The sequence below is a fragment of the Hyalangium gracile genome, from assembly GCF_020103725.1.
GTDB classification, from domain to species: domain Bacteria; phylum Myxococcota; class Myxococcia; order Myxococcales; family Myxococcaceae; genus Hyalangium; species Hyalangium gracile.
This window is the reverse complement of record NZ_JAHXBG010000015.1, coordinates 204,777-226,939: the sequence shown is the minus strand read 5'-3', so window position 1 is coordinate 226,939 and position 22,163 is coordinate 204,777. Positions and strand designations below refer to the sequence as shown.

21 protein-coding genes and 1 tRNA gene are annotated in these 22,163 nt (G+C 68.8%); 17 read left to right on the top strand and 5 right to left on the bottom strand.

What is annotated here, in order from left to right; all coding sequences use genetic code 11:
- Positions 1–1,200 (top strand): efflux RND transporter periplasmic adaptor subunit, encoded by a 1,200-nt coding sequence (locus KY572_RS28740; RefSeq protein ID WP_224246181.1) that lies wholly within the window; start codon positions 1–3, stop codon positions 1,198–1,200.
- Positions 1,201–1,323: 123 nt separating this feature from the next.
- Positions 1,324–2,184 (top strand): endonuclease/exonuclease/phosphatase family protein, encoded by an 861-nt coding sequence (locus tag KY572_RS28735; protein WP_224246180.1) that lies wholly within the window; start codon positions 1,324–1,326, stop codon positions 2,182–2,184.
- Here the strand turns inward: KY572_RS28735 and KY572_RS28730 are convergent.
- The 4 genes from KY572_RS28730 to KY572_RS47900 form a co-directional block, all read right to left on the bottom strand.
- A complete protein-coding gene (locus tag KY572_RS28730) occupies positions 2,168–3,589 on the bottom strand; it encodes a DUF3943 domain-containing protein (protein ID WP_224246179.1) in 1,422 nt (473 codons plus the stop codon). The genes KY572_RS28735 and KY572_RS28730 overlap by 17 nt on opposite strands.
- Positions 3,590–3,694: 105 nt before the next feature.
- The gene (locus tag KY572_RS28725; protein WP_224246178.1) at positions 3,695–4,645 is read right to left on the bottom strand and encodes a hypothetical protein; all 951 of its coding nucleotides are present in this window, start codon (positions 4,643–4,645) and stop codon (positions 3,695–3,697) included.
- Positions 4,646–4,725: 80 nt separating this feature from the next.
- Positions 4,726–5,826, bottom strand: coding sequence for an imm11 family protein (locus tag KY572_RS28720; RefSeq protein WP_407660012.1), 1,101 nt, complete (start codon positions 5,824–5,826; stop codon positions 4,726–4,728).
- 161 nt (positions 5,827–5,987) lie between these two features.
- Positions 5,988–7,346: an AHH domain-containing protein gene (locus tag KY572_RS47900; RefSeq protein ID WP_456077671.1), complete on the bottom strand. Its 1,359-nt coding sequence runs from the start codon at positions 7,344–7,346 to the stop codon at positions 5,988–5,990.
- Between the two features lie 186 nt (positions 7,347–7,532).
- Between KY572_RS47900 and KY572_RS28710 the strand changes: the two genes are divergently transcribed.
- The 7 genes from KY572_RS28710 to KY572_RS28680 all read left to right on the top strand — a co-directional run bounded on the left by KY572_RS28710 (position 7,533) and on the right by KY572_RS28680 (position 12,707).
- Positions 7,533–7,606, top strand: a tRNA-Arg gene (locus KY572_RS28710).
- 24 nt (positions 7,607–7,630) lie between these two features.
- Entirely contained in the window at positions 7,631–8,899 is a 1,269-nt protein-coding gene (locus KY572_RS28705; RefSeq protein WP_224246176.1) for a CCA tRNA nucleotidyltransferase, read from the top strand.
- Between the two features lie 99 nt (positions 8,900–8,998).
- Positions 8,999–10,045, top strand: coding sequence for a tRNA 2-thiouridine(34) synthase MnmA (gene mnmA, locus KY572_RS28700; RefSeq protein WP_224246175.1), 1,047 nt, complete (start codon positions 8,999–9,001; stop codon positions 10,043–10,045).
- A 19-nt stretch (positions 10,046–10,064) separates the two neighbouring features.
- Positions 10,065–10,829, top strand: a complete 765-nt coding sequence (locus tag KY572_RS28695; RefSeq protein ID WP_224246174.1) for a hypothetical protein — start codon at positions 10,065–10,067, stop codon at positions 10,827–10,829.
- Positions 10,813–11,283 (top strand): integration host factor subunit beta, encoded by a 471-nt coding sequence (locus KY572_RS28690; protein WP_224246217.1) that lies wholly within the window; start codon positions 10,813–10,815, stop codon positions 11,281–11,283. The genes KY572_RS28695 and KY572_RS28690 overlap by 17 nt, the downstream gene beginning before the upstream one ends.
- Positions 11,284–11,384: 101 nt before the next feature.
- Positions 11,385–12,317 (top strand): SPOR domain-containing protein, encoded by a 933-nt coding sequence (locus tag KY572_RS28685; protein WP_224246173.1) that lies wholly within the window; start codon positions 11,385–11,387, stop codon positions 12,315–12,317.
- A gap of 27 nt (positions 12,318–12,344) precedes the next feature.
- Positions 12,345–12,707, top strand: a complete 363-nt coding sequence (locus tag KY572_RS28680; RefSeq protein ID WP_224246172.1) for a cupin domain-containing protein — start codon at positions 12,345–12,347, stop codon at positions 12,705–12,707.
- A 9-nt stretch (positions 12,708–12,716) separates the two neighbouring features.
- On the opposite strand, the gene KY572_RS28675 is transcribed toward KY572_RS28680, so the two are convergent.
- The gene (locus KY572_RS28675) at positions 12,717–13,334 is read right to left on the bottom strand and encodes a hypothetical protein (RefSeq protein ID WP_224246171.1); all 618 of its coding nucleotides are present in this window, start codon (positions 13,332–13,334) and stop codon (positions 12,717–12,719) included.
- Positions 13,335–13,436: 102 nt separating this feature from the next.
- Between KY572_RS28675 and KY572_RS28670 the strand changes: the two genes are divergently transcribed.
- From KY572_RS28670 to carA, 8 genes are all read left to right on the top strand, one after another.
- Complete coding sequence (locus tag KY572_RS28670) at positions 13,437–13,622, top strand: ribbon-helix-helix domain-containing protein (protein ID WP_224246170.1); 186 nt, start codon at positions 13,437–13,439, stop codon at positions 13,620–13,622.
- Positions 13,623–13,638: 16 nt separating this feature from the next.
- Positions 13,639–14,583, top strand: coding sequence for a UDP-glucuronic acid decarboxylase family protein (locus tag KY572_RS28665; protein ID WP_224246216.1), 945 nt, complete (start codon positions 13,639–13,641; stop codon positions 14,581–14,583).
- Between the two features lie 67 nt (positions 14,584–14,650).
- Positions 14,651–15,595, top strand: coding sequence for an NAD-dependent epimerase/dehydratase family protein (locus KY572_RS28660; protein ID WP_224246169.1), 945 nt, complete (start codon positions 14,651–14,653; stop codon positions 15,593–15,595).
- A 154-nt stretch (positions 15,596–15,749) separates the two neighbouring features.
- Positions 15,750–17,561 (top strand): translation elongation factor 4, encoded by a 1,812-nt coding sequence (gene lepA / locus KY572_RS28655; protein ID WP_224246168.1) that lies wholly within the window; start codon positions 15,750–15,752, stop codon positions 17,559–17,561.
- Positions 17,562–18,797 carry a signal peptidase I gene (gene lepB, locus KY572_RS28650; RefSeq protein WP_224246167.1) on the top strand — a complete coding sequence of 412 codons (1,236 nt, stop codon included), beginning with the start codon at positions 17,562–17,564 and terminating at the stop codon, positions 18,795–18,797.
- Positions 18,798–18,854: 57 nt separating this feature from the next.
- Positions 18,855–19,745, top strand: coding sequence for an aspartate carbamoyltransferase catalytic subunit (locus tag KY572_RS28645; protein WP_224246166.1), 891 nt, complete (start codon positions 18,855–18,857; stop codon positions 19,743–19,745).
- Positions 19,742–21,043 carry a dihydroorotase gene (locus KY572_RS28640; RefSeq protein ID WP_224246165.1) on the top strand — a complete coding sequence of 434 codons (1,302 nt, stop codon included), beginning with the start codon at positions 19,742–19,744 and terminating at the stop codon, positions 21,041–21,043. Before KY572_RS28645 ends, KY572_RS28640 begins: the two co-directional genes overlap by 4 nt.
- Positions 21,043–22,158, top strand: coding sequence for a glutamine-hydrolyzing carbamoyl-phosphate synthase small subunit (carA, locus tag KY572_RS28635; protein WP_224246164.1), 1,116 nt, complete (start codon positions 21,043–21,045; stop codon positions 22,156–22,158). Before KY572_RS28640 ends, carA begins: the two co-directional genes overlap by 1 nt.
- Positions 22,159–22,163 lie beyond the last annotated feature (5 nt).

Genomic DNA, 22,163 nt, shown 5'->3' with positions numbered 1-22,163 from the left:
ATGAAGAAATGGCTGAAGAGAGCGCTGCTCGCCCTGCTGGCCCTCGCCCTGGTGGGAGCCATCGCCTCGGCGTACCGGCCCCGGCCCGTGGCGGTGGATGTCGAGGAGGTGACCCGAGGCCCCTTCGAGGTGACGGTGACGGAGCCCGGCAAGACTCGGGTGAAGGATCGCTACATCATCTCCGCGCCGGTGGGCGGGTACCTGGATCGCATCTCGCTGAAGCCGGGGGACGCCGTGACGGAGGGGCAGGTGCTCGCCCAGCTCGGCTCGTTGGATCCGCCGCTGCTGGATGCGCGCTCGAGGGCCCAGGCGGACGCGCAGGTGCGAGCGGCGCTGGCGGGCCGGGATCAGGCGGAGGCGGGGGTGAAGCGCGCGCAGACGGCGCTGGAGTTCGCCCGCTCCGAGGTGGCCCGGCAGGAGAAGCTCGCGGCGGGCGGGAGCGCCAGCGCGCAGAGCCTGGAGACGGCCCGCTTCGAGGAGCGCAGCCGCGCGCAGGAGCTGGCCTCGGCGCAGTCCGCCGTGCGCATCGCCGAGCAGCAGCTCGAGATGGCGCGCGCGGCCCGAGGGCGGATGGAGCGGCGGCCTGCGGAGCACGAGCGTCTGGAGATCCGGGCGCCCGTGCGGGGCTGGGTGTTGCGCGTGATGCAGGAGAGCGAGGGCGCCGTGGCTCCGGGAGTGCCGCTGATGGAGATCGGCGATCCGGAGGTCCTGGAGGTGGTGGTGGATGTGCTCTCGCAGGACGCGGTGCGCATCCGTCCCGGCGCGCGTGCGCGGATCGAGAACTGGGGTGGAGACTATCCGCTAGAGGGGCGGGTGCGGCGGGTGGAGCCTGCGGCCTTCACCCGGACGTCCGCGCTGGGCGTGGAGGAGCAGCGGGTGAACGTGCTCATGACGCTCGAGGAGCCCGTGGAGCGGCGCAAGGCACTGGGAGACGGATACCGCGTGGAGGCGCGCGTCACGCTGTGGGACGGCGCGGACGTGGTGCAGGTGCCAGAGAGCGCCCTGTTCCGCCAGGGCGCGGGGTGGGCGGTGTTCCTGGCGCAGGAGGGGCGGGTGCGGCTGCGTCCGATCCAGGTGGGCCAGCGCAACGGCTTCAAGGCGCAGGTGATGGAGGGGCTCGCGCCGGGAGAGCGGGTGATCGTCCACCCGGGGGACAGCGTGAAGGACGGCGTCGCGTACACCGAGCGTCCCCGGAGCTGAGGACGCGGCTGGGCGCTCGCGCCGGGCTCGGAGCCGGTGCGAATCCGACAAAAGGGTACGCTCGCCTGCTTGCGCGGCTGCGTTACCTTGCGAGAGCCTCGAGGCCGATCGGAGAGGTGCCTCATGAGACTCGCCTCGCTCATCCCGCTTGCGCTACTCGCGACGACGCTCGCCTGCGCGACGACAGCTCAGCCGGGGCACGCCGCGGGAGCACGTGCGCCGGAGGAGGCCCGCGAGTCCGGGCACCTGCGCTTGATGACCTACAACATCAAGTCCGCCACGAGGGGGCTGGATGATGTGGTGGAGGTGATCCGCTCGGCTCGGCCCGACATCGTCGCGCTGCAGGAGGTGGACTGCCGCAGCCGCCGCGCGGGAAGACTGGATCAGGCGGCGGTGCTCGCCGAGCGCGTGGGGTTGTCGTACCACGGGCACTTCCGGACGCGAGACATGTACGGCGGCGCCTATGGCATCGCCCTGCTGTCGCGCTTTCCGGTGGAGTCGTTGGCGCAGTACGCGCTACCGGTGAACGAGGGTGGGGAGCCTCGGACGGTGGTGCACGCGGTCCTTCGGGTGGAGGGGCGCGAGGTCAGCGTCTACCTGACGCACCTCATCCACTCCCCGTTCCGGAGCCGCATCCGCCTGCGCCAGGGTGTGCTCATTGCCGGGTTGCTCGAGAGGGACTCGCGGCCCAGGATCCTGATGGGGGACTTCAACGACGGGCCGGACTCGCTGACGGTGAGGTTGCTGCGGCGACGGATGGTGGATGTCTTCGACGCGAGTGGCTCGGGGCCCTCCGGCACGTTCCAGCTGCCGTTGCCGTTCCTGCCGTCGGTGCGCATCGACTACGTGCTGGCCTCGGATGCCTTCACGCCGCTGGCGAGTCGGGTGCCGCGGGTGGAGGCCTCCGACCACTACCCGGTGATCGCGGACGTGCGGCTGGAGCAGGCTCCGGACGGTGGCCCCGGGGTCAGTGCATCGAAATGAACGCCCGGAACTGCGAGGCGTACTGGGTGGTGTCGTCGAACTCCTCGTAGAAGCTGTCGCGGCGGAAGACGACGACGCCCAGGCCCATGCCCAGGGCTCGGTAGACGGGGACATCCACCTGGAACCGGCCGGCGCTGACCAGGTGGTTGCTGATCGAACCATTGACGGTGTGCATCCAGGCCATGTCCAGCTGGGCACTGGCGAGCGCCCACTGCCCGCGCTGATACGTGGCTTCGAGCGCGAGATCCACGCCGGGGCCGTAGTCATAGTCGCGGCCGACGGATCGGGAGTGCTCGCTGGAGAGGCTCCCGAGCACCACGCCACGCAGATGGAGGCCCATGCGCAGCCCCGAACCGGGTGAGAACTCACGCCCGTAGAGGAGGCTGGCGCTGAAGGACTGGGCGCCAATCGAGTAGGCCTGGATGTTCGTGTAATAGAAGTACTGCATGAGCCCCAGCACGAGCCGGGAGTGCTCGGTGCTCGCCAGCGGGGTGGTGGCGAGCGTGGCCTGCACCTCGGCGTGGCTGATGAGCTGATATTCCTTGTTGGTGTTGAACTGCACGGCGGCCTGGAAGGCATCGAACGGCTCGCGGATGACGTCGTAGACGGGGTCTCCGGACAGGAAGGAGACCTGCACGAAGAGCTGATCCGAGCCGTGCGTCATCGGGTCGCCATCCGAGAGCTTCAGGTAGCCCGTCCGGGTGGAGACTCGGATGGGGGGAGCGCGGCGCTCGGACGTCGTGGAGCTGATGCGCCAGGACTCTCCGGCCACGAGCCGGTTGAAGCCGCGAGCGGGACTCAGGAACGCGCCGAGCAGCTCGCGACCGATCCGCTGCGTGCCCCGGGCGCGGTTGTCGAGCACCTGGAGGGAGAGTCGGTGCATGACCTCGCCCAGGGCGATGCCGCCGAGGCTGGTGTTGGCGAGATCATTGGCGGACGGGTACTCCGTCTCGGCGAACAGCTCCCACTCGAGGCTGCCGAGGATGGTGAGGAGGCTGGCGCCGAGATAGCCGAAGCCGTGGTAGCGCGCGGCGTTGTAGTAGAGGCTGCCGTGGTAGGGGTGGGCGAACTGGTTGGTGCCGAAGTCGTCCTGGTCCCAGACGAAGCCTTCCTGGAGGTTGCGCTCCCAGGAGTCGGGGCTGATGCGAGCCCACTCGCGACCCAGGATGTACCGGTCCAGCGTCCACACGGCCACGTTGATGCCCGTCACCTGTCCCACGGCGTTCCAGGTTCGCCGCACGGGAGACGGCTCCGTCGGGTTCGTGGCGGTGACTTCACCCGCGTGGGTGGAGGAGTCGGGCGAGGCGACGGGCGCATCCGCCGCGAGCCTGGGGGGCTCGGCATGGGCCAGGCCTGAGAGCGACAGCAGCGTGAGCACTGCCAGGAAGGGGGCCTGGGTGGGCATGCCCCGGTACATGAGCAAGTCGCATACCGGGCCCACCGCGAGTGGGAGGGGCCCGAGCGACGCAAGGGCTGCGCGGTGGGGCAGGGCAGCGCAAGGACTGCGTGCTCACGAGAGCCGCATCTGGCAGTGGGGGCAGACCTTGGTCTCGAAGTCGGCGGCCTTGCCGCCGGTGTTCTTCATCAGGGCGCCGCCACAGGCGGGACAGCGGAGGATGAAATAGCCCCCGAGGGACTGGGCCACCAGGCCCGTGATGGCCAGGATGAAGCCAACGACGGCCATGGGACCTTTGCGACCGCCGGTTGCGGCGATCAGCAGCAGGCCTCCGAAGAGGGCTGGGTAGGAGGTGAGCCCATGGATCCACCGGCGGATGCGGAAGATCTCACGGAGGGAGCGAAGGGAGGGGGAAGGGGGAGACTTGATCTGCGGGCGCTCCGGGAGCTGCCGGTCCGAGGGGGCGGCCTCGAGGAGTGTCTGCTCGCGCGCTTCGAGGGCCTGCTGTCGGAGGTGGTTGGCGGAGGCTTCGATCGCGGCGGCGAGGCGCTGCTGGGAGCGGAGGACGCGCCGGCCGAGCTCTTCGTCGGGTTTCTTCTCCAGCGGGACGACGACCTCATTGCCGGTGACGACGGCATTGGGGTGCTCGGTGAGGAACTCCAGGAGGGCATCCCGGACAGCGGGCTCGCGCAGCAGACGGATGGTGGCCGCGGGGTTCTCCGACTGGATGAGGGCGGCATCGTCCAGGGGCTTGTCACCGATCTGGATGTCACGCACGCCGCGGAGCCGGCGGGCACCGGGTTTCTGGCGCGAGAGGTGGAGGCCGGGAGGCAGCTCGGCCTGGACGGCCATCCGCATCTGGGAGGAGCTGCCCGTGAGGATGACTTCGAGGGGCATGCCCTTGAAGCGCCCGGACAAGCGCCTGGCGTCGGTGAGCGACAGCTCCAGCCGGGGCGCCAGCTTCTGCCAGGCCTTGCGGAGCCGGAGCCGCTGTATCTGACGTGTGGCCGCGGTAGCCGACACGAGGAGGACGAGCAGGGCGATGATCGCGAGCAGCAGGTTCATGGGGAGCGGGGCCGGGCAAGGGAGGATACCGGTTTGGCCGGCTCAGCAGCCTCGGCTTCTGTCGGACAGGCGTCGCCGGATTACACCACCGGGCTTCGCCCTACGAGGGACAGGTGTCCGTGGCCCGCCGCGTCGAATCGCCGAAGCAGCTCGTCCCGACCGTTCTTGCCGTGCTCCAGGAGGTAGGCCAGCTCTGTCGGCAGCAGCGCCTTGACGGTAACGAGCCGCACCTCCCCGGAAGGCATGGTGAAGTCCCGGGGGAGCGCGCTTGGCTCCATGCCCAGCAGCACACCCACCCTGCCATTCTGGGTGACGAGTGACTGGGGCATGCCCTTGCCGGAGACCTCCATGGACATCAAGCCCGTCTTCATCTTCTCGCGAACGTGCTCGTGCTCCGCCACTTCATCCGCCACCCGCTCCAGGAGCAGCAGGGGCCAGCTCTTCTCGGCCTCCTGGAGGGGCTCATTTGTCTCCAGGGCCAACTCCAGGCCGAAGCCCACGGACGGCTCGGGGCGGTCCACGAAGAAGTCCGAGAGTCCGTCCGTCACCAGCAGGGTGCGCCCACCTGGACGATGGATGATGCGCCAGACCTGGCGTCGGGCGGGCCATGAGCCACCCACGACGATAGGGATGATGGCTTCCTCGTCCAGTCTTCCCAGGGTGCGCCAGAAGGCTTCGCGGGCGGCGTCCGTCTGCTTCCGCAGCTCGATGAGACGCTGGTTTCGTTCACGCTCCGCCGGACTGATGGAACTCGGGCCGGTGACCTCCTTGAACTTCACGCCCGTGACGCCCGCGCGCTCCAGCGCCTGCTTGATGTCCTCGGAGACGATGAGCGCCACCGTCCAGCCCCAGGTCCGGAAGATCTTGGCGTCACCTACCTTCGAGGGGTCGATGCGCATGCCATACACGTCTCGGTACTGCCCGACTTTCTCGGGTCTTCCATCTTCTGGCGTCCAGTACTCCACCTCCTCCGAGGCCTTGTCATCGATACACCGGACAAGCCGTGTGACAACGAGGATGCAGAACTGGTCTGGCTGACCTTGGATGTCCACCGGAAGAACCTGAACGTCACGTGGGGCCAGCTCGGTAAAGACGGAAGCCACCCTGACGTGAACGACCGGGATGCTGAAGCCTGCGAGGGTGAAGTCGAGAGCCCTGCCCGGACGGCCGATGGGAATCATCCATCGTCCCGGGTCCGGGACCGGCATGCCCTCTCTGAACATCCATGGGTTTTCTACCTCCCGGCCCTGTGGATCCGTAGGGCTGCCAAGATCCCATCCCTCAGAGCCCTCAACCTCTTGGGACAGCTCGAAATACTTCATCGGGATGATGGTCCTCTCCGTCACTGCCTCCGGGTCACCAGCTTGTTGAGAGAGGTGCCCTCCGTCGAGATCTGTTTTGCCAACCGTTCGAGTTCCGCCGTCAGCACCTTCCGGCACTGTTCGATGCTGCTACAGCCCTTGGTCACTTCATCCAGTCGCTTGTAGATCCGCTCGTGGTACTCCTGTGGGTGCGGTCCTTGGTGGCCCTTGACGCGGACCTTGTTTGCCGGGTCGTTCAGCGACATGCCTGCCCGATCAAAGATTCTCTGGAACTTCGGCGTCCACGGACCACCGCTGTGGGTGGCCTCGGTCCACTTATCCGTGGCGATGTGGTGATCATGCCCCTCCATGTCTACCGGGCTGGAAGCTGCACCGCTCAAGCTCTGAGCCGTCGCGGCGACCGCGTTGGGGGCCAGGGCGATGGTGATCGTGTCGGCAGTGACAGTCACGGCTTCCACCTGCGCCACCTCGGTCAGTCGGACTCCCACCCGCGCCGCGCCTGCGGCTGACGCTTGAGCCGAGCCGGGCAGCGTGGGCACCTTGGCTGAGAAGCTGGCGGCCGTCTGGCCGATGGCGGCCGCCAGCAGCAGGGCAAATGCCCTCGCCGCATTCTTCCCCATCACCTGGCCGTACTTCCTGCCGGACGCGCGGATCGCCGCGAACGAGGTGGAGTGATCCAACTCCTCGACCATCCGCCTGAAGCCCTGGATGAGTGTCCAGAAGGTGTCCACCCCGATGTAGCAGACGAAGGTGGCCGTAAGGACCGTCGCCAGTCCCTTGGAGAACACCGGCTCGGGCGCCAGCCACATCGCGGCATAGATGGCCATCGTCCAGTAGAGCGAGGCCTTGAGTGCCTCCGGGTCGGCCATGTCCTTGAAGGACTGCATCATCTCCGGAACGATTTCTTCGATGGCGAAGGACATGGCCAGGGCGTAGCGGCCATCCCCGGTAAGGACCGGGTTGTTCATCAGCGCCTTGCGGCAATCCCCGGGCTTCCCCAGTGCCTCGCAGAACTGCAAATACTCCTGCGTCACTCGCGCAGCCACCTCGGCCCACTCCGCAGCCGGGGGCGGCGCATCCAGCGGAACGACCCCGTCGCTCTGGGTGTATCGGTACCAGCCACTGCGTGGGGGGACTCCGAACAGCTCCCTCGCGGCCTTCTCGGGATCGGCCGGGGGGCGCCTCTGCCGGAGCTCCTTCGTGATGGCCTTGATGAACTCCTCCTGCTCCAGTTCCACCGGCATGACTTCATCCGCACGGGGGAGGTGGAGGCGGAGCGGGCCTTGCCCCGTGTCGAGGCGTATCTCGCGCGCGGTGGAGGTGGTGCAGGTGGTGGACAGGGCCAGCAGAAGAGCGGCGATGGTCAGCCGTGCTGTCACGAGACGCCTTCCGGAAGGGGAGGGGTCAGCATACGAAAACGTCGATCCAGGGAGGATGGCGCTCCGGGGCTCCTGTGCCTCCAGCTTCGTCGGGTAGGCGACCTGATGAGGCCTGAACGTCTCCTGTGGGAGGGCCCGGCTTTCGTTGCGCGCAGCAGTCGACCTGCTATAAACCGCTCGTCGTCCGGTCCCGTAGCTCAGTTGGATAGAGCGGCGGTTTCCTAAACCGCAGGCCGCTGGTTCGATTCCAGCCGGGGCCACTCCTTTTTCTCCGAAGTGCGCCGATGCTCGCGAACCTCCACAACGCGGACATCCCGCGCCCGGTCCTCGATGTCCTCCGCCGCCTCCGCGAGCTGGGGTTCGCCGTATTCCTCGTCGGCGGCTGCGTCCGCGACATGGTCCGAGGCGTTCCTCCCAAGGACTTCGACGTGACCACCAGCGCCCACCCCCATGAGGTCCAGGGCGCGTTCAAGAAGGTCATCCCCACCGGCATCCAGCACGGCACCGTCACCGTCGTCATCGGCGGCACCCACGTGGAGGTCACCACCTTCCGCAGCGAGGGCGACTACCACGACGGCCGCCGCCCCAGCTCCGTCAAGTTCGAGAGCGACATTACCGAGGACCTCTCGCGCCGGGACTTCACCATCAACGCGATGGCCTACGATCCCATCAGCAAGGAGATCGTGGACCCGTTCGGTGGCCAGGCAGACCTCCAGGCCCGTGTCATCCGCTGCGTCCGGGACGCCCACGAGCGCTTCTCCGAGGACGGCCTGCGCCCCTTGCGCGCCGTGCGCTTCGCCGCCGTGCTCGGCTTCACGCTCGAGTCCGCCACCCGGGCCGCCATCCCGCCGACGCTCCCCGTGTTCCGCAAGGTCGCCCTCGAGCGCGTCCGCGAGGAGCTCGTCAAGCTGCTCCTCTCTCCGCGCGCCGAGTCCGGCATCGTGCTCCTGGCGGAGACCGGGCTCCTGGAGGTCTTCCTCCCCGAGCTGGCCCGAGCCGATGCCGAGGCCGCGCGTCTGGCCCGCGCCGCCGCCCATGGGGCTCCGGCCGAGGTCGAGATCCGGCTGGCCTCCCTGCTTGCCGATCTCGTCACCGGCCCCCAGGCCCGGGACATCGGCATGCGGCTCAAGTTCCCCAACAAGGTCGCCGACCTGATGGGGCTCCTCGTCGAGCACGCGGCCCTCGAGAAGCGCTTCGCGGACGCGGATCCGGCGCTCCGACGCCTGCTCGCCCGGGTAGGGCTCGGGCAGCTCGAGCCCTTGCTCGCGGTCGCCCATGCCCGCATCCAGGTCCGCGCACCCGATCGCCTCCCGGACTTCCTGAAGCTCCAGGACCGGCTGCGCGCCCTGGCCGCCGCGAAGCCCCCGCTCAGCGCGAAGGAACTGGCGCTCACGGGCGGGGACATCATGGCCACCCTCGGCGTCGGGCCCTCTCCCATCGTGGGCGAGGCCACCCGGTACCTCGTCGAGACCGTGCTCGATGAGCCTGCTCTCAACCAGCCCGAGAAGCTGAAGGAACTGCTGCGAACCTGGCAGGCAGGGAAGGGGCGCTGAACCCGTCCGGGGAATGAGGACCCAGAGTTCCCCACTTCCCGGTGGAGCACAGGGGCGCTAAACCCTCGTCCCAGCCTGTGGGTGTGTAGGAAGGATGTCATGCGAGTCGTCGTTGCCATGAGCGGTGGGGTGGACTCCTCGGCTGCCGCCGCGCTCCTCAAGGAGCAGGGTCACGAGGTGATCGGCATCACCCTGCGGGTCTGGTCCTACGAGGGCAAGGCCCAGTGTGGCAGCTGCTGCAGCCCCGATGACATCGATGACGCGCGGGCCGTCGCCCAGACGCTCGGCATTCCCTTCTACGTGGCCAACGCCGAGGAGATCTTCAAGGACCGCGTCATCAGCCCCTTCGTCCAGTCCTACCTCGGCGGCCGCACGCCCATCCCCTGCGTGGCCTGCAACCGGGACGTGAAGTTCAACTTCCTGCTCAAGCGGGCCCGCGCGCTGGGCGCCCGGCTCGCCACCGGCCACTACGCCCGCGTCGAGCAGCAGGACGATCGCTACGTCCTGCGCCGCGCGCGGGATCTCGCCAAGGACCAGAGCTACTTCCTCTTCACGCTCGGCCAGAGCGAGCTGCGCGACATCCTCTTCCCCGTCGGAGACATGACCAAGGCCGAGGTCCGCGCCGTGGCCGAGCGCCACCACCTGCCCACCAGCCAGAAGCCGGAGAGCATGGAGATCTGCTTCGTGCCGGATGGCGACTACGCGGGCTTCGTGGAGAAGGTGGCCGGGCCCCAGCCCGCAGGTGAGATCGTCGACACCGAGGGCCAGGTGCTCGGCACCCACGGCGGTATCCACCGCTTCACCGTCGGCCAGCGGCGCGGGCTGAACCTCGGAGGCGGAGAGGTCCGCTACGTCCAGCGCATCGAGCCCGAGACGAACCGCGTCGTCGTCGGCTCCGCCACCGCCGTGGGGCGAGACTCGTTCGGGCTGCTTCAGCCGCACTGGGTGGATGCACCGCCGCCGGCGGACCAGCCCGTCGAGGTTCGCATCCGCCACCGCCACGCGGGCGCTCCCGGGCGCGTGGAGATCTCCCCCCACGGGCTGGTCTCCGTGAAGCTCGACGAGCCGGCGCGAGCGGTGACGCCAGGACAGGCCGCCGTGGTCTACGATCGGGACCGCGTGCTCGGCGGAGGCTGGATCGTCTGACCGGGCAGGAGAGGTGAGCATGGCGCGTCGCCCAGGCATTCTCGTGATCGCGGTGCTCGCCCTCGCCGGGGGCTGCAAGAAGCCCTCGGACAAGCCCCTCGCGGGACTGCACGCCGCCGGCGCTCCGGTGCTGCGCGTGACGGAGAAGGACAAGCTGCCCATCGCCGTGGGCTCCCACCTGCGCGCCGATGAGCACATCATCGCCACCGGCCCCGCGCTCCTGGAGTACTTCGGCGGTGGTATGCGCTTCCTCGACAGCGGGGACGAGTTCGACGTGGGGGATGTGGACGAGGCGAAGCTGCTCGGCTCCAACATCCCCACCCGGCGGTGGACGGAGGGCGTCATCCAGGAAGTCCCCCCCGCGCAGCGGCTCGTGGCGGCGCGCTACACCAACGTCGCGTTCACCCCGCCCACGGCGGACACCGAGCTCACCACGGCCGACTACTTCAAGGCCTTCTTCACACCCAACGGAATGGACAAGCTCACCGGAGGCCCTCGACCCGATGGGCCTTCCAAGCCGCTGCCCGCGCCTCCCTTCCGTCCCAAGGTGCCGTACATCCACGCCGGACACCTGGGGGAGGGGGGACTCGTCGTCGAGGTGACCGATGGCTTCGCCGTCGCCGAGACCGATGATCTCGCCACGGCGGTGCTGCTCGAGGACCGCGAGATCCCCATGGGGCGCACGGTGCGGCTGATCCTCCCCAAGGGCGCCGAGGTGACGATCCACACCGGCGCGGGCAACGAGCTGGAGCTCGAAGGCCCCGTGGATCTGCGCTTCCGCTGATCCGCTCCAGGCGGCTTCCGGTTCGTGTCACCCCTCGACTGTAGAGTGGGCGGACATGACCAAGAGCCAGCTGATCGCACGCATCGCGGAGAAGGCACCCCACCTCCATCCCCGGCAGATCGAGGCCACCGTCAACGCCATCCTCGAGCAGCTCACCCAGGCGCTGAAGGCCGGAGAGCGCATCGAGCTGCGCGGGTTCGGCTGCTTCGTGGTGAAGTCCCGCCCCGCCCGCATCGGTCGCAACCCCAAGACGGGCGCTCCCGTGGCGCTCCCACGCCGGGTCGCCGTGTCGTTCGCCGCGGGCAAGGAGCTGCGTGAGCGCATCAACCGCGCGCGGCCGCTGGCGGAGCCCGGCCCTCACGTCCCGCTCCGGCTGCCTTCCTCCTCCCTGCTGGGAACGTCGGCGCTCGCCTCGCACCCAGGCGCCGGAGGTGGGGTGGCTCCGCGAATTTGACCGACCCGGAGGGGGGGCGTACCTTCCGGAGCGTTGGCGCTACAGGCCGCAACACGGAATGAGTCCGGCCGCATCGCCAGCGCACGAGGAACGCCACGACCATGCGGGATGCTCATCGGATGAAGGAGAAGTTCGACGTCTCCCTCGACAACCGGCAGATCGTCAGCTTGCTGATCGCGGGGATTGTCGTGATGGGTGCCGTCTTCGTGCTCGGCGTCGTCGTGGGCAAGAAGCTCGCCGGCAACGCCCAGGCCTCCGAGGCGCCGGATCTGCTCTCGGCGCTCGATGCCAATGCCCAGGCGCTCCAGGAGGTCCAGAAGGAGCCGCCGCTCACCTTCCAGGACGAGCTGACCCGCAAGGCCGCCGAGCCCTCCGCGGCCGAGCCGAAGCCCGCGAAGCCCGCGGCCCCGAAGCCCGCCCCGGCCGCCACCGCCGCCGCCACCCCGGCGCCCAAGCCCACGACCACCGCCGCCGCCACCCCGGCTGCGAAGCCCGCCCCGGCCGCTCCCGCCGAGAAGCCCGCGGAGCCTGCCGCCGAGAACCCGGCCACGGGCCTCAGCCCCGCCGACGAGGAGCTGGCCGCGCTGGCCGGTGCGAAGCGCTCCCAGCCTGCCGCTGCCGCTCCCTCCGAGAAGGCCACGCCCCCGTCCGCGCCCGCGGCCGTGGCCACGCCGAAGCCCGCTCCGGGCCCGGTCGCCGAGGAGACGGTCCCCACCCGCACGGCCACTCCGGCCGGTGGTGGCCTGAAGGAGGCCATCGCTCGCGCCACCCAGCGCCCCACCGAGGCCGCTCCCGGCGGCGCCTTCACGCTCCAGCTCTCCGCCTTCCAGACCCGGGAGGAGGCCGATCGCTTCGCCGCCCGGTTGCGCGACCGGGGCTATGCCCCGTATATCGTCGCCGCCGAGGTTCCCAACAAGGGCACCTGGTATCGCGTCCGCATGGGGAGCTTCCCCACCAAGGACGCGGCCACGCGGTATCTGACGGATTTCAAGCGCGAGACCCAGCTCAACGCGTTCGTGGCCGGTACGAACTAGAGCGGGGCAGGAAGAACGGGAAGCGACATGACGGCGACGAGGCGGGTGGAGAAGCCCTGGGGCCATGAACTCATCTGGGCTCACACCGAGCGCTACGTGGGCAAGCTCCTGCACGTGAAGCAGGGGCACAAGCTCAGCCTGCAGTACCACAACAAGAAGGACGAGACGATCCACGTCCAGAGCGGCAAGCTGCTCTTCGTCGTCGACGAGGGCCAGGGGCTCATCGAGAAGGTGATGAACCCCGGCGAGAGCTACCACATCAAGCCGCTCACCAAGCACCGCATGGTGGCCCTCACCGACTGCGACATCCTCGAGGTCAGCACCCCCGAGCTCGATGACGTGGTGCGGCTCGAGGACTCCTACGGCCGCGCCGGCACCAGCAAGGCGTAGCCCCCGGGCCTACTGGGAGTTCGGGTTCTTGGTCCACCGGTCGACGTTGCCGTCGCTGTCCAGATCGTCGCCAATCCGGTCCACCTGGCCGTTCTCCCAGTACTCCCAGTTGTCCACCTTGCCGTCGCCGTTGGTGTCGCGCTCCTTGCGCGCCAGCTTTCCCTTCTCGTAGTACAGCCACACGTCCGTGCGCCCGTTGCCGTCCACGTCCCGCTCGGTGCGCACGTTCACTCCCTTCTCGAAGAGCAGGATCGAGTCGACCTTCCCGTCGAAGTCCTGATCCATCACCTCGCGCGCCTTCTCCTCGCGCTCGTCGAAGTACTGGGTGATGTCGATGCGGCCGTCCCCGTTGAAGTCGATCTCCTTGCGCACCTTGAGATCGCGCGGCTGCCCGTCCGGGCCCTTGCCCTCCACCGTGTACGTCCACACGTCCGGCTTGTAGTCCCGGTTGAGATCCAGCTCCTGCACCTTCTCGTTCTTGGCGCGCTGGGGCCGGATCGGCTCGCGCTCGGAGGGCTGGTTGCCGATGGGCTCAGGCAGGGGGACGGGCCGTTTTCCCGCCTTGTCGCCCGAACAACCCACCAGCACCGCGAGTGCGAAGAGCCCCGCGTAAGCACATGATTTCATTGAAGACATGCCTGCTCCCGGAGAGATCGAGCGACGCGCCCATGACGGGCGCGGCCAGTTCCTTCACGGGCCACGTCATTCCATATAGTTTCACATATCGCCATGGCCCGAAAGAAGATCAGCACCACCATCTACATCACCCCTGAGCAGAACGAGCGCCTCAAGGCGCTGAACCAGAAGACCAAGGTGCCCGTGGCCGAGTACATCCGGCAGGGGATCGATCTGGTGCTCGACAAGTACAAGGCGCAGCTGCCCGGCCAGGCCACGTTCGACGAGCTCACTGAGTGAGGTGCGCATGACGTCCATGCGAGGCAAGCGGGCGGCGGTGCTCGGCGGAGCGGGCTTCGTGGGCTCCCATCTCTGCGAGCGGCTGCTGGACGACGGCGCCGCCGTGGTGGCGGTGGACAACTTCCTCACGGGCACGGAGGAGAACCTGCGGACGCTGCGCGGTCGGCCCGGGTTCGAGTTCCAGAAGCAGGACATCGTGGAGGGGCTCTCCGTGCCGGGGCCCGTGGACTTCGTCTTCAACATGGCCTCTCCGGCCTCGCCCATCGACTACGCGCAATTGCCGCTGGAGACGCTCCGGGTGGGCTCGCTGGGCACGGAGAACGCGCTGAAGCTGGCCGAGGCCAGGGGCGCGGTGTTCCTCCAGGCCTCCACCTCCGAGGTGTACGGCGATCCGCTCGTCCACCCGCAGCACGAGGGCTACTACGGCAACGTCAACCCCATCGGGCCGCGCGCGGTGTACGACGAGGCCAAGCGCTACGCGGAGGCCATCACCTCCGCCTACGCGCGCGTGCGCGGGGTGAAGACGCGCATCGTCCGCATCTTCAACACCTACGGGCCGCGGATGCGCCTGAACGACGGCCGCGTGGTGCCGGCCTTCGTGGGCCAGGCCCTGCGCGGCGAGGACTTCTCCGTCTTCGGAGATGGCAAGCAGACGCGCTCGTTCTGCTACGTGAAGGATCTGGTGGACGGGCTGGTGCGGCTGGCGCTGTCCGACGTGACGGATCCGGTGAACATCGGCAACCCCCGGGAGATGACCATCCTCCAGTTCGCCGAGGCGGTGCGCGCCGCCGCCGGTGGGGGAGGGAAGATCGTCTACCACCCCCTGCCTCAGAACGATCCCAAGCAGCGCCAGCCGGACATCACCCGGGCCCGCACGCTGCTGGGCTGGGAGCCGAAGGTGCCCCTGGAGGAAGGTCTGCGGGAGACCATTTCCTACTTCCGCGCCGTTGCCCGGACCTGAACCGCTTCTTAAGTTGCCGGCACTTCTGAATTTTTCGCGAGCCACGGGCGGTGGCGGGAGCGTCAGCGTGAAAGTGCTGGTGACGGGAGGGGCAGGCTTCATCGGATCCCACGTGTGCGATGAGTTCCTGCGCGCGGGGCACGAGGTGATTGCGCTCGACAACCTGTCGAGTGGTCGACGGGAGAACCTGGATCCCCGCGTGCGGCTGGCGGTGCTGGACATCCGCAGCCCCGAGGCCGCGGAGCTCATCCGCTCCGAGCGTCCGCAGGTGATGTGCCACCTGGCCGCGCAGATGGATGTGCGGCGCAGCGTGGAGGACCCGCGCTTCGACGCGGAGGCCAACATCCTGGGCATGCTCAACCTGCTGGAGGCCGCGCGCGTCGCCGGGGTGAAGAAGGTCATCTTCAGCTCCACCGGTGGCGCCATCTACGGCGAGCAGGACGTCTTCCCCGCGCCCGAGTCCCACCCGACGCGGCCGGTGTCCCCGTACGGCGTCTCCAAGGCCTCGGGTGAGCTCTACCTGGGCTACTACAAGGCCCAGTACGGCCTGGACTACGTGGCCCTGCGCTACGCCAACGTCTACGGCCCCCGGCAGAACCCGCACGGCGAGGCCGGCGTGGTGGCCATCTTCGCCCAACGCCTGGTGGCTGGCCGCGAGTGCACCATCTACGGAGACGGCGGGCAGACGCGCGACTTCGTCTTCGGGCCGGACGTGGCTCGGGCCAACCTGCTGGCCTTCGAGAAGGACTACGTGGGCGCCGTCAACATCGGCACCGGCATCGAGACGGACATCAACCGCCTCTACGCCCTGCTGGCCGAGGCCGCTGGCTCCACCCTCCCGGTCACCCACGCTCCGGGCAAGCCGGGCGAGCAGCGCCGCTCCTGCATCAACCCGGCGCTGGCGCAGAAGGTGCTCGGCTGGCAGCCGAGCGTGGGCGTGGCCGACGGGCTGCGCAAGACGGTGGAGTTCTTCCGCGCCAAGGCCCGCGAGCCCGCCCGCGCCCACGGCTAGGGCGCCGGCCGGACGGGGTATCGGGCTAAGTGCCCGACAGGACAGGCACGCCGCTGACCGGGAGGCTGGTCAGCGGACGCGCGGATGCATGGATTTTCAACGGGTTCGGTGTTACTCACGCGCGCTTTGACGTCCTGCGAAGAGCCCTGAATCCATGCCGGCCGAGAACGCCCATATTCGCAACTTCTGCATCATCGCCCATATCGACCATGGCAAGTCGACGCTGGCGGACCGTCTCCTCGAGAAGACCGGGACGCTGACCAAGCGCGAGGCCCAGGCCCAGTTCCTGGACAACATGGACATCGAGCGCGAACGGGGCATCACCATCAAGGCCCAGTCCGTTCGCATGAGCTACACGGCCAAGGACGGCAAGCAGTACGTCCTCAACCTCATCGACACCCCGGGACACGTGGACTTCGCCTACGAGGTCAGCCGCTCGCTGGCCGCGTGCGAGGGCTGCCTGCTCGTGGTGGATGCCAGCCAGGGCGTCGAGGCGCAGACGCTGGCCAACGTCTACATGGCGCTGGACCACAACCTGGAGATCATCCCGGTCATCAACAAGATCGACCTGCCGAGCGCGGACGTGCAGCGCACCCGGGACGAGATCGAGGACGTGATCGGCATCGACGCCTCCGTGGCCGTGCCGGCCTCCGCCAAGGAGGGCATCGGCATCCAGGACATCCTCGAGGCGGTCGTCCAGCGCGTGCCGCCGCCCAAGGGTGAGCCGTCCGCGCCGCTCAGGGCCCTCATCTTCGACAGCTGGTATGACAACTACCGCGGCGTGGTGACGCTGGTGCGCGTGCTGGAGGGCACGCTCAAGCTCAAGCAGAAGATCAAGCTGTGGAGCAACAACAAGGTCTTCGAGGTGCAGGAGCTGGGCGTGTTCAGCCCGTTCTCCCGGCCGGTGCCGCAGCTGATGGCCGGCGAGGTGGGCGTGCTGGTGGCCAACGTCAAGGAGCTGCAGGACGCCAAGGTGGGTGACACCGTCACCGAGGAGGCGCGCCCCACGGACGCTCCCTTCCCGGGCTTCAAGGAAGTCAAGCCCATGGTGTTCAGCGGCATCTTCCCGGTGGACTCCGCGGAGTACGAGAACCTGCGCGACGCGCTGGCCAAGCTCACGCTGAACGACTCGGCCTTCACCTACGAGCCCGAGTCCTCCACGGCGCTGGGCTTCGGGTTCCGCTGCGGCTACCTGGGCCTGCTCCACATGGAGATCGTCCAGGAGCGGCTGGAGCGCGAGTACAACCTCAACCTCATCACCACGGCGCCCTCGGTGGTGTACCGCATCACCACCAGCAAGGGGGAGACGCTCCTCATCGACAACCCGGCCAAGCTGCCGCCGGTGCAGAACATCGAGAAGTTCGAGGAGCCCATCCTCACCTGCCACATCCACGTGCCCAACGAGCACCTGGGCGCCATCCTCAAGCTGTGCCAGGACCGGCGCGGCGTGCAGAAGGACATGAAGTACCTGGGCTCCAGCGGCCAGCGCGTGCAGGTGACGTACGAGATGCCGCTGGCCGAGGTGGTCTTCGACTTCTTCGACAAGCTCAAGAGCGTGTCGCGCGGCTACGCCAGCCTCGACTACGAGCTGGCCGGCTACGTGGAGGCCGATCTGGCGCGGCTGGACATCCTCATCAACGGCGAGCCGGTGGACGCCCTGAGCGTGATCGTCCACCGCGAGCGCGCCTACCTGCGCGGCCGCGAGGTGTGCGAGAAGCTCAAGGAAGTCATCCCCAAGCAGATGTACGAGGTGGCCATCCAGGCGGCCATCGGCGCGAAGATCATCGCCCGAGAGACGATCTCCGCCATGCGCAAGAACGTGCTCGCCAAGTGCTACGGTGGTGACATCAGCCGCAAGCGCAAGCTGCTCGAGAAGCAGAAGGAGGGCAAGAAGCGCATGAAGCAGGTCGGCTCGGTGGAGATCCCCCAGGAGGCCTTCCTGGCGGTGCTCAAGACGGAGGAGTAGATGACCGCCGCGACCACGCCGTTGAAGCTGGGAGAGGCGATCGATGCCCGCCGCACCCCGGAGCAGCTCCGGGCCCGGCGGCTGCTGGTCTGGCGGCAGCTCCTCACCAGCCTCTGGGCGCCACTGACGCTCGTCGGCATCGTCTTCATCCCGTACCTGTTCGTCATCGAGAACCTGCCGGCCTCCGCCTCCTGGGCCAAGCCCGCCATGCAGTTCTTCGGCGCGGCCATGTTCTTCGCCTGGGTGGCGCTGCTGGTGTGGCGGCTGGTCTCCAAGCGCGAGCAGGCGCTGCGCAAGCTCCGCCACGAGGCGCGCGAGCTGTTCCACGAGGCCGAGCGCATCTTCAAGCGCGTGCCCGACAAGCTCCCGGCCAACGCCGCCGAGCGCATCGCCGAGCAGGCCCTGCGCGTGGAGGATGCCTCGCTGGCCGCGGACGTGGCCCGGCTGGACAAGGAGGTGAGGGCGCTCGACAAGCTCCACGAGGAGCTCCTGGGCGCCTGGCGCAAGCAGTCCGGCTGGGAGACGGTCTCCGGCTTCACCAAGGCGCTGGCCATCGCGCTGCTCATCCGCACCATCTTCATCGAGCCGTACCGCATCCCCTCTGGCTCCATGCTCCCTACGCTGGAGATCGGCGACCAGGTCTTCGTCAACAAGTTCATCTACGGGGTGCGCATCCCGTTCATGAACGTGGTGCCGTTCCAGATCGTCCGGGCGCCGGCTCGCGGGGACGTGATCGTCTTCAACAACCCCGTGGAGACGGACAAGGACTTCATCAAGCGCATCGTCGGCATCGCCGGGGACCGCGTCGACGTCGTCAACGAGAAGGTCTACGTCAACGGGGAGCTGCAGGACCGCACGCTCGTCGCCAAGGACTTCATCGTCCGCAACATGGAAAACGGGGAGTGGACCGACGATCAGGTGATGTACTACCGGGAGAACCTGGACAGCGTGAACCACGCGGTGCTCCAGTCTCCGTACCCGCGCGGCCCGCGCTCCGAGGGCCCCTTCTTCGTCCCCGAGGGCCACGTCTTCGTCATGGGCGACAACCGGGACAACAGCTCCGACAGCCGCGTCGGCTTCATCGGCCAGGGGCACCCCGCGGCCTATGTGCCGATTGGCCACATCAAGGGCAAGGCGATGGTGGTGTGGCTGTCCCTGGGATATGGCGGCCTGTTCAGTGGCTTCTTCGACGGAACCGGCCTGCGGCTGGACCGGTTCTTCGAGCCCGTGCGGTGATGGCCCCCCTGACGCTTGACGCTCCAGGGTGGCGCTGCTAGGGCGCGACCCGGCTCTATGCGACACCTGCTCGGAATCGACGGCTGGCGGCGAGAGGAGATCGAGACGTTGCTCGATCGGGCCGAGGCCCACCTTCCAGGGGGCTCGGCCAGCACCCCGGTGCTCCAGGGGAAGGTGGTGGCCAACCTCTTCTTCGAGGACTCCACCCGCACCCGCACCTCCTTCGAGATGGCCGCCAAGACGCTGGGCGCCCAGGTGCTCAACTGGACGGCGCAGGGCTCCTCGGTGTCCAAGGGGGAGACGCTGCTGGACACGGTGCGCAACATCGAGGCCACGGGCCCGGTGGCGCTCGTCATCCGTCACCGCTCCTCGGGCGCGCCCCACCTGGTGGCGCGGCACGTGCGCTGCGCCGTCATCAACGCCGGGGATGGCACCCACGAGCACCCCTCGCAGGCCCTGCTGGACGCCTTCACGCTGCGGCGGCACTGGGGGCCGCTGGACGGGCGCACGGTGCTCATCGTCGGAGACATCCTCCACAGCCGCGTGGCGCGCTCGAACATCCTGTGCCTGAGGGCGCTCGGGGCCCGGGTGGTGGTGTGCGGCCCGCCCACGCTGCTGCCCGTGGGCCTGAAGGAGCTGGGCGCGGAGGTGACGACGAAGCTGGACGCGGCGCTGCCCCACGCGGACGCGGTGATGTGCCTGCGGCTCCAGCTCGAGCGCCAGACGGAGTCCTTCTTCCCCTCCACGCGCGAGTTCGCCCGCCTCTTCGGCCTCACCGCCGCGCGCGCCGAGAAGATGAAGCCCGACGCGCTCGTCATGCACCCCGGGCCCATCAACCGCGGCGTGGAGCTGGCTCCGGCGGTGGCGGACGGGGCGCGCAGCGTCATCCTGGAGCAGGTGGCCAACGGGGTCGCCGTGCGCCGGGCCATCCTGGAGGTGTGCTCGTGAGCGGCCTGGTGCTCTTCCGTCGCGGTCGGGTCATCGATCCGCGCCATGGCATCGACGGTGTGCGGGACGTCCTCGTCCGGGACGGGAAGGTGGCGGAGGTGTCCGAGGCGCCGCTCCAGGTGTCCGGCGCCGAGGTGGTGGACGCCCAGGGCAGGTGGGTGCTGCCAGGCTTCATCGATCTGCACGTGCACCTGCGCGAGCCGGGCGAGGAGGGCAAGGAGACCATCCTCACCGGGTGCCGCGCGGCCGTGGCGGGCGGCTTCACCGCCGTGGTGGCCATGCCCAACACCAAGCTCGTCAACGACAGCGCGCTGGTGACGGAGCTGGTGCTCTCGCGCGCCCGGGCGGCCCGGCTCTGCCACGTCTACCCCGCGGGGGCCATCACCAAGGGCCTCAAGGGCGAGGAGCTGGCGGAGATGGGCGAGCTGGTCTCCGCCGGCTGCGTCTGCATCACCGACGACGGCCGCCCGGTGATGAACGCCTCGCTGATGCGGCGCTCGCTCCAGTACGCCACGCTCTTCGACATCCCCGTCATGGTCCACGAGGAGGACCTCACGCTCTCCGGCAAGGGCGCGATGACGGAGGGGCCCACCGCCACGCGGCTCGGGCTGCTGCCCATCCCGCCCTCGGCCGAGGTGGCCATGGTGGCGCGGGATCTGGTGCTGCTGGAGGAGACGGGCGGGCGCCTGCACATCGCCCACATCTCCTGCGAGGGCAGCGTGCGCATGGTCCGCGAGGCGAAGCGGCGCGGCCTCAACGTCACCGCCGAGGCCACCCCGCACCACTTCACGCTCGATGACACGGCGGTGGGCCAGTACGACACCCACGCCAAGATGAACCCGCCGCTGCGCCTGCGCCGCGACGTGGAGGCGCTGCGCGAGGCCCTGGCCGACGGCACGATCGACGCCATCGCCACCGACCACGCCCCGCACGGGGTGCTCGACAAGCAGGTGGAGTTCGAGAAGGGCATCAACGGCGTGGTCGGCCTGGAGACGGCGCTCGGCCTGACGCTGGCCCTGGTGCACGACGGCGTGCTCAGCCCCAGCAAGGCCGTGGAGCTGCTGACGCACGGGCCGGCGAGGGCGTTCGGCCTGCCGGGCGGCCACCTGGCGGTCGGGGCCCCAGCGGACGTCACGCTCGTCGACCCGGCGGCGGAGTGGGCGGTGGACGCGGAGCGGTTCTTCTCCAAGAGCCGGAATACCCCCTTCAATGGCCGTCTGCTCAAGGGCTGCGTCACGCAGACGTGGGTGGGCGGGCGGCTCGTGTTCTCGAACGGTCAGATCCAGGAGGCCCGGTGATGAAGCGGGCGGTGCTCGCATTGGCGGATGGCACCATCTTCGAGGGGCGCTCTTTTGGCGCCACCGGAGAGATGGTTGGCGAGGTGGTCTTCAACACCTCCATGTTCGGCTACCAGGAGATCCTCACGGATCCCTCCTACGTGGGGCAGATCGTCACCATGGCCTACCCCGAGATGGGGAACGTGGGGACCACGCCCGAGGACGAGGAGTCCTTCCGCCCGCACGCGGTGGGCATGGTGGTGCGCTCCAACACGGAGCAGCCCTCCAACTGGCGCTCCAAGGCGCCGCTGGATGAGTACCTGAAGCGCCACGGCGTGGCGGGCATCCAGGGCCTGGACACCCGGCGGCTGGTGCGGCACCTGCGCACGCACGGCGCGCAGATGGGCGTCATCTCGTCGGAGAACCACTCCCCGGCGGCGCTCGTGGAGCGCGCGAAGAACGCGCCCGGCATGGAGGGCCTGGACCTGGCCACCGGCGTCTCCACCAAGGAGCCGTACACCTTCACCACGCCGTCTCCGGACGTGTTCGGCGGCCCGCCGCGCGCCGCGCCGGAGCTGCGCTTCGACGTGGTGGCCTACGACTACGGCCTCAAGCGCTCCATGCTCCAGTTCCTGGTGGACGAGGGCATGCGGGTGACGGTGGTGCCCGCCCACACCCCGGCCGAGGAGGTGCTCGCGCGCAAGCCGCACGGCGTCTTCCTGGCCAACGGCCCCGGAGATCCCGCCGCGGTGAAGGGCGCGGACAAGACGGTGGCCAAGCTGCTGGGCAAGGTGCCGGTGTTCGGCATCTGCCTGGGCCACCAGATCCTCGCGCTCGCGCTGGGTGGGCGCACCTACAAGATGAAGTTCGGCCACCGTGGCGCCAACCAACCCGTGAAGGATCTGACAACCGGGAAGGTGGAGATCACCGCGCAGAACCACGGCTTCGCCGTGGATGACGCCAGCCTCAAGGGCGGCGCCGTGGTCACCCACATCAACCTGAACGATGGCACCGTCGAGGGTTTGTCCATCCCCGACGCCCGGGCCTTCAGCGTCCAGTACCACCCTGAGTCCTCGCCCGGTCCGCACGACGCGCGCTATCTGTTCAAGCGTTTCGCCCGACTGATGGCAGAGTAGGATCT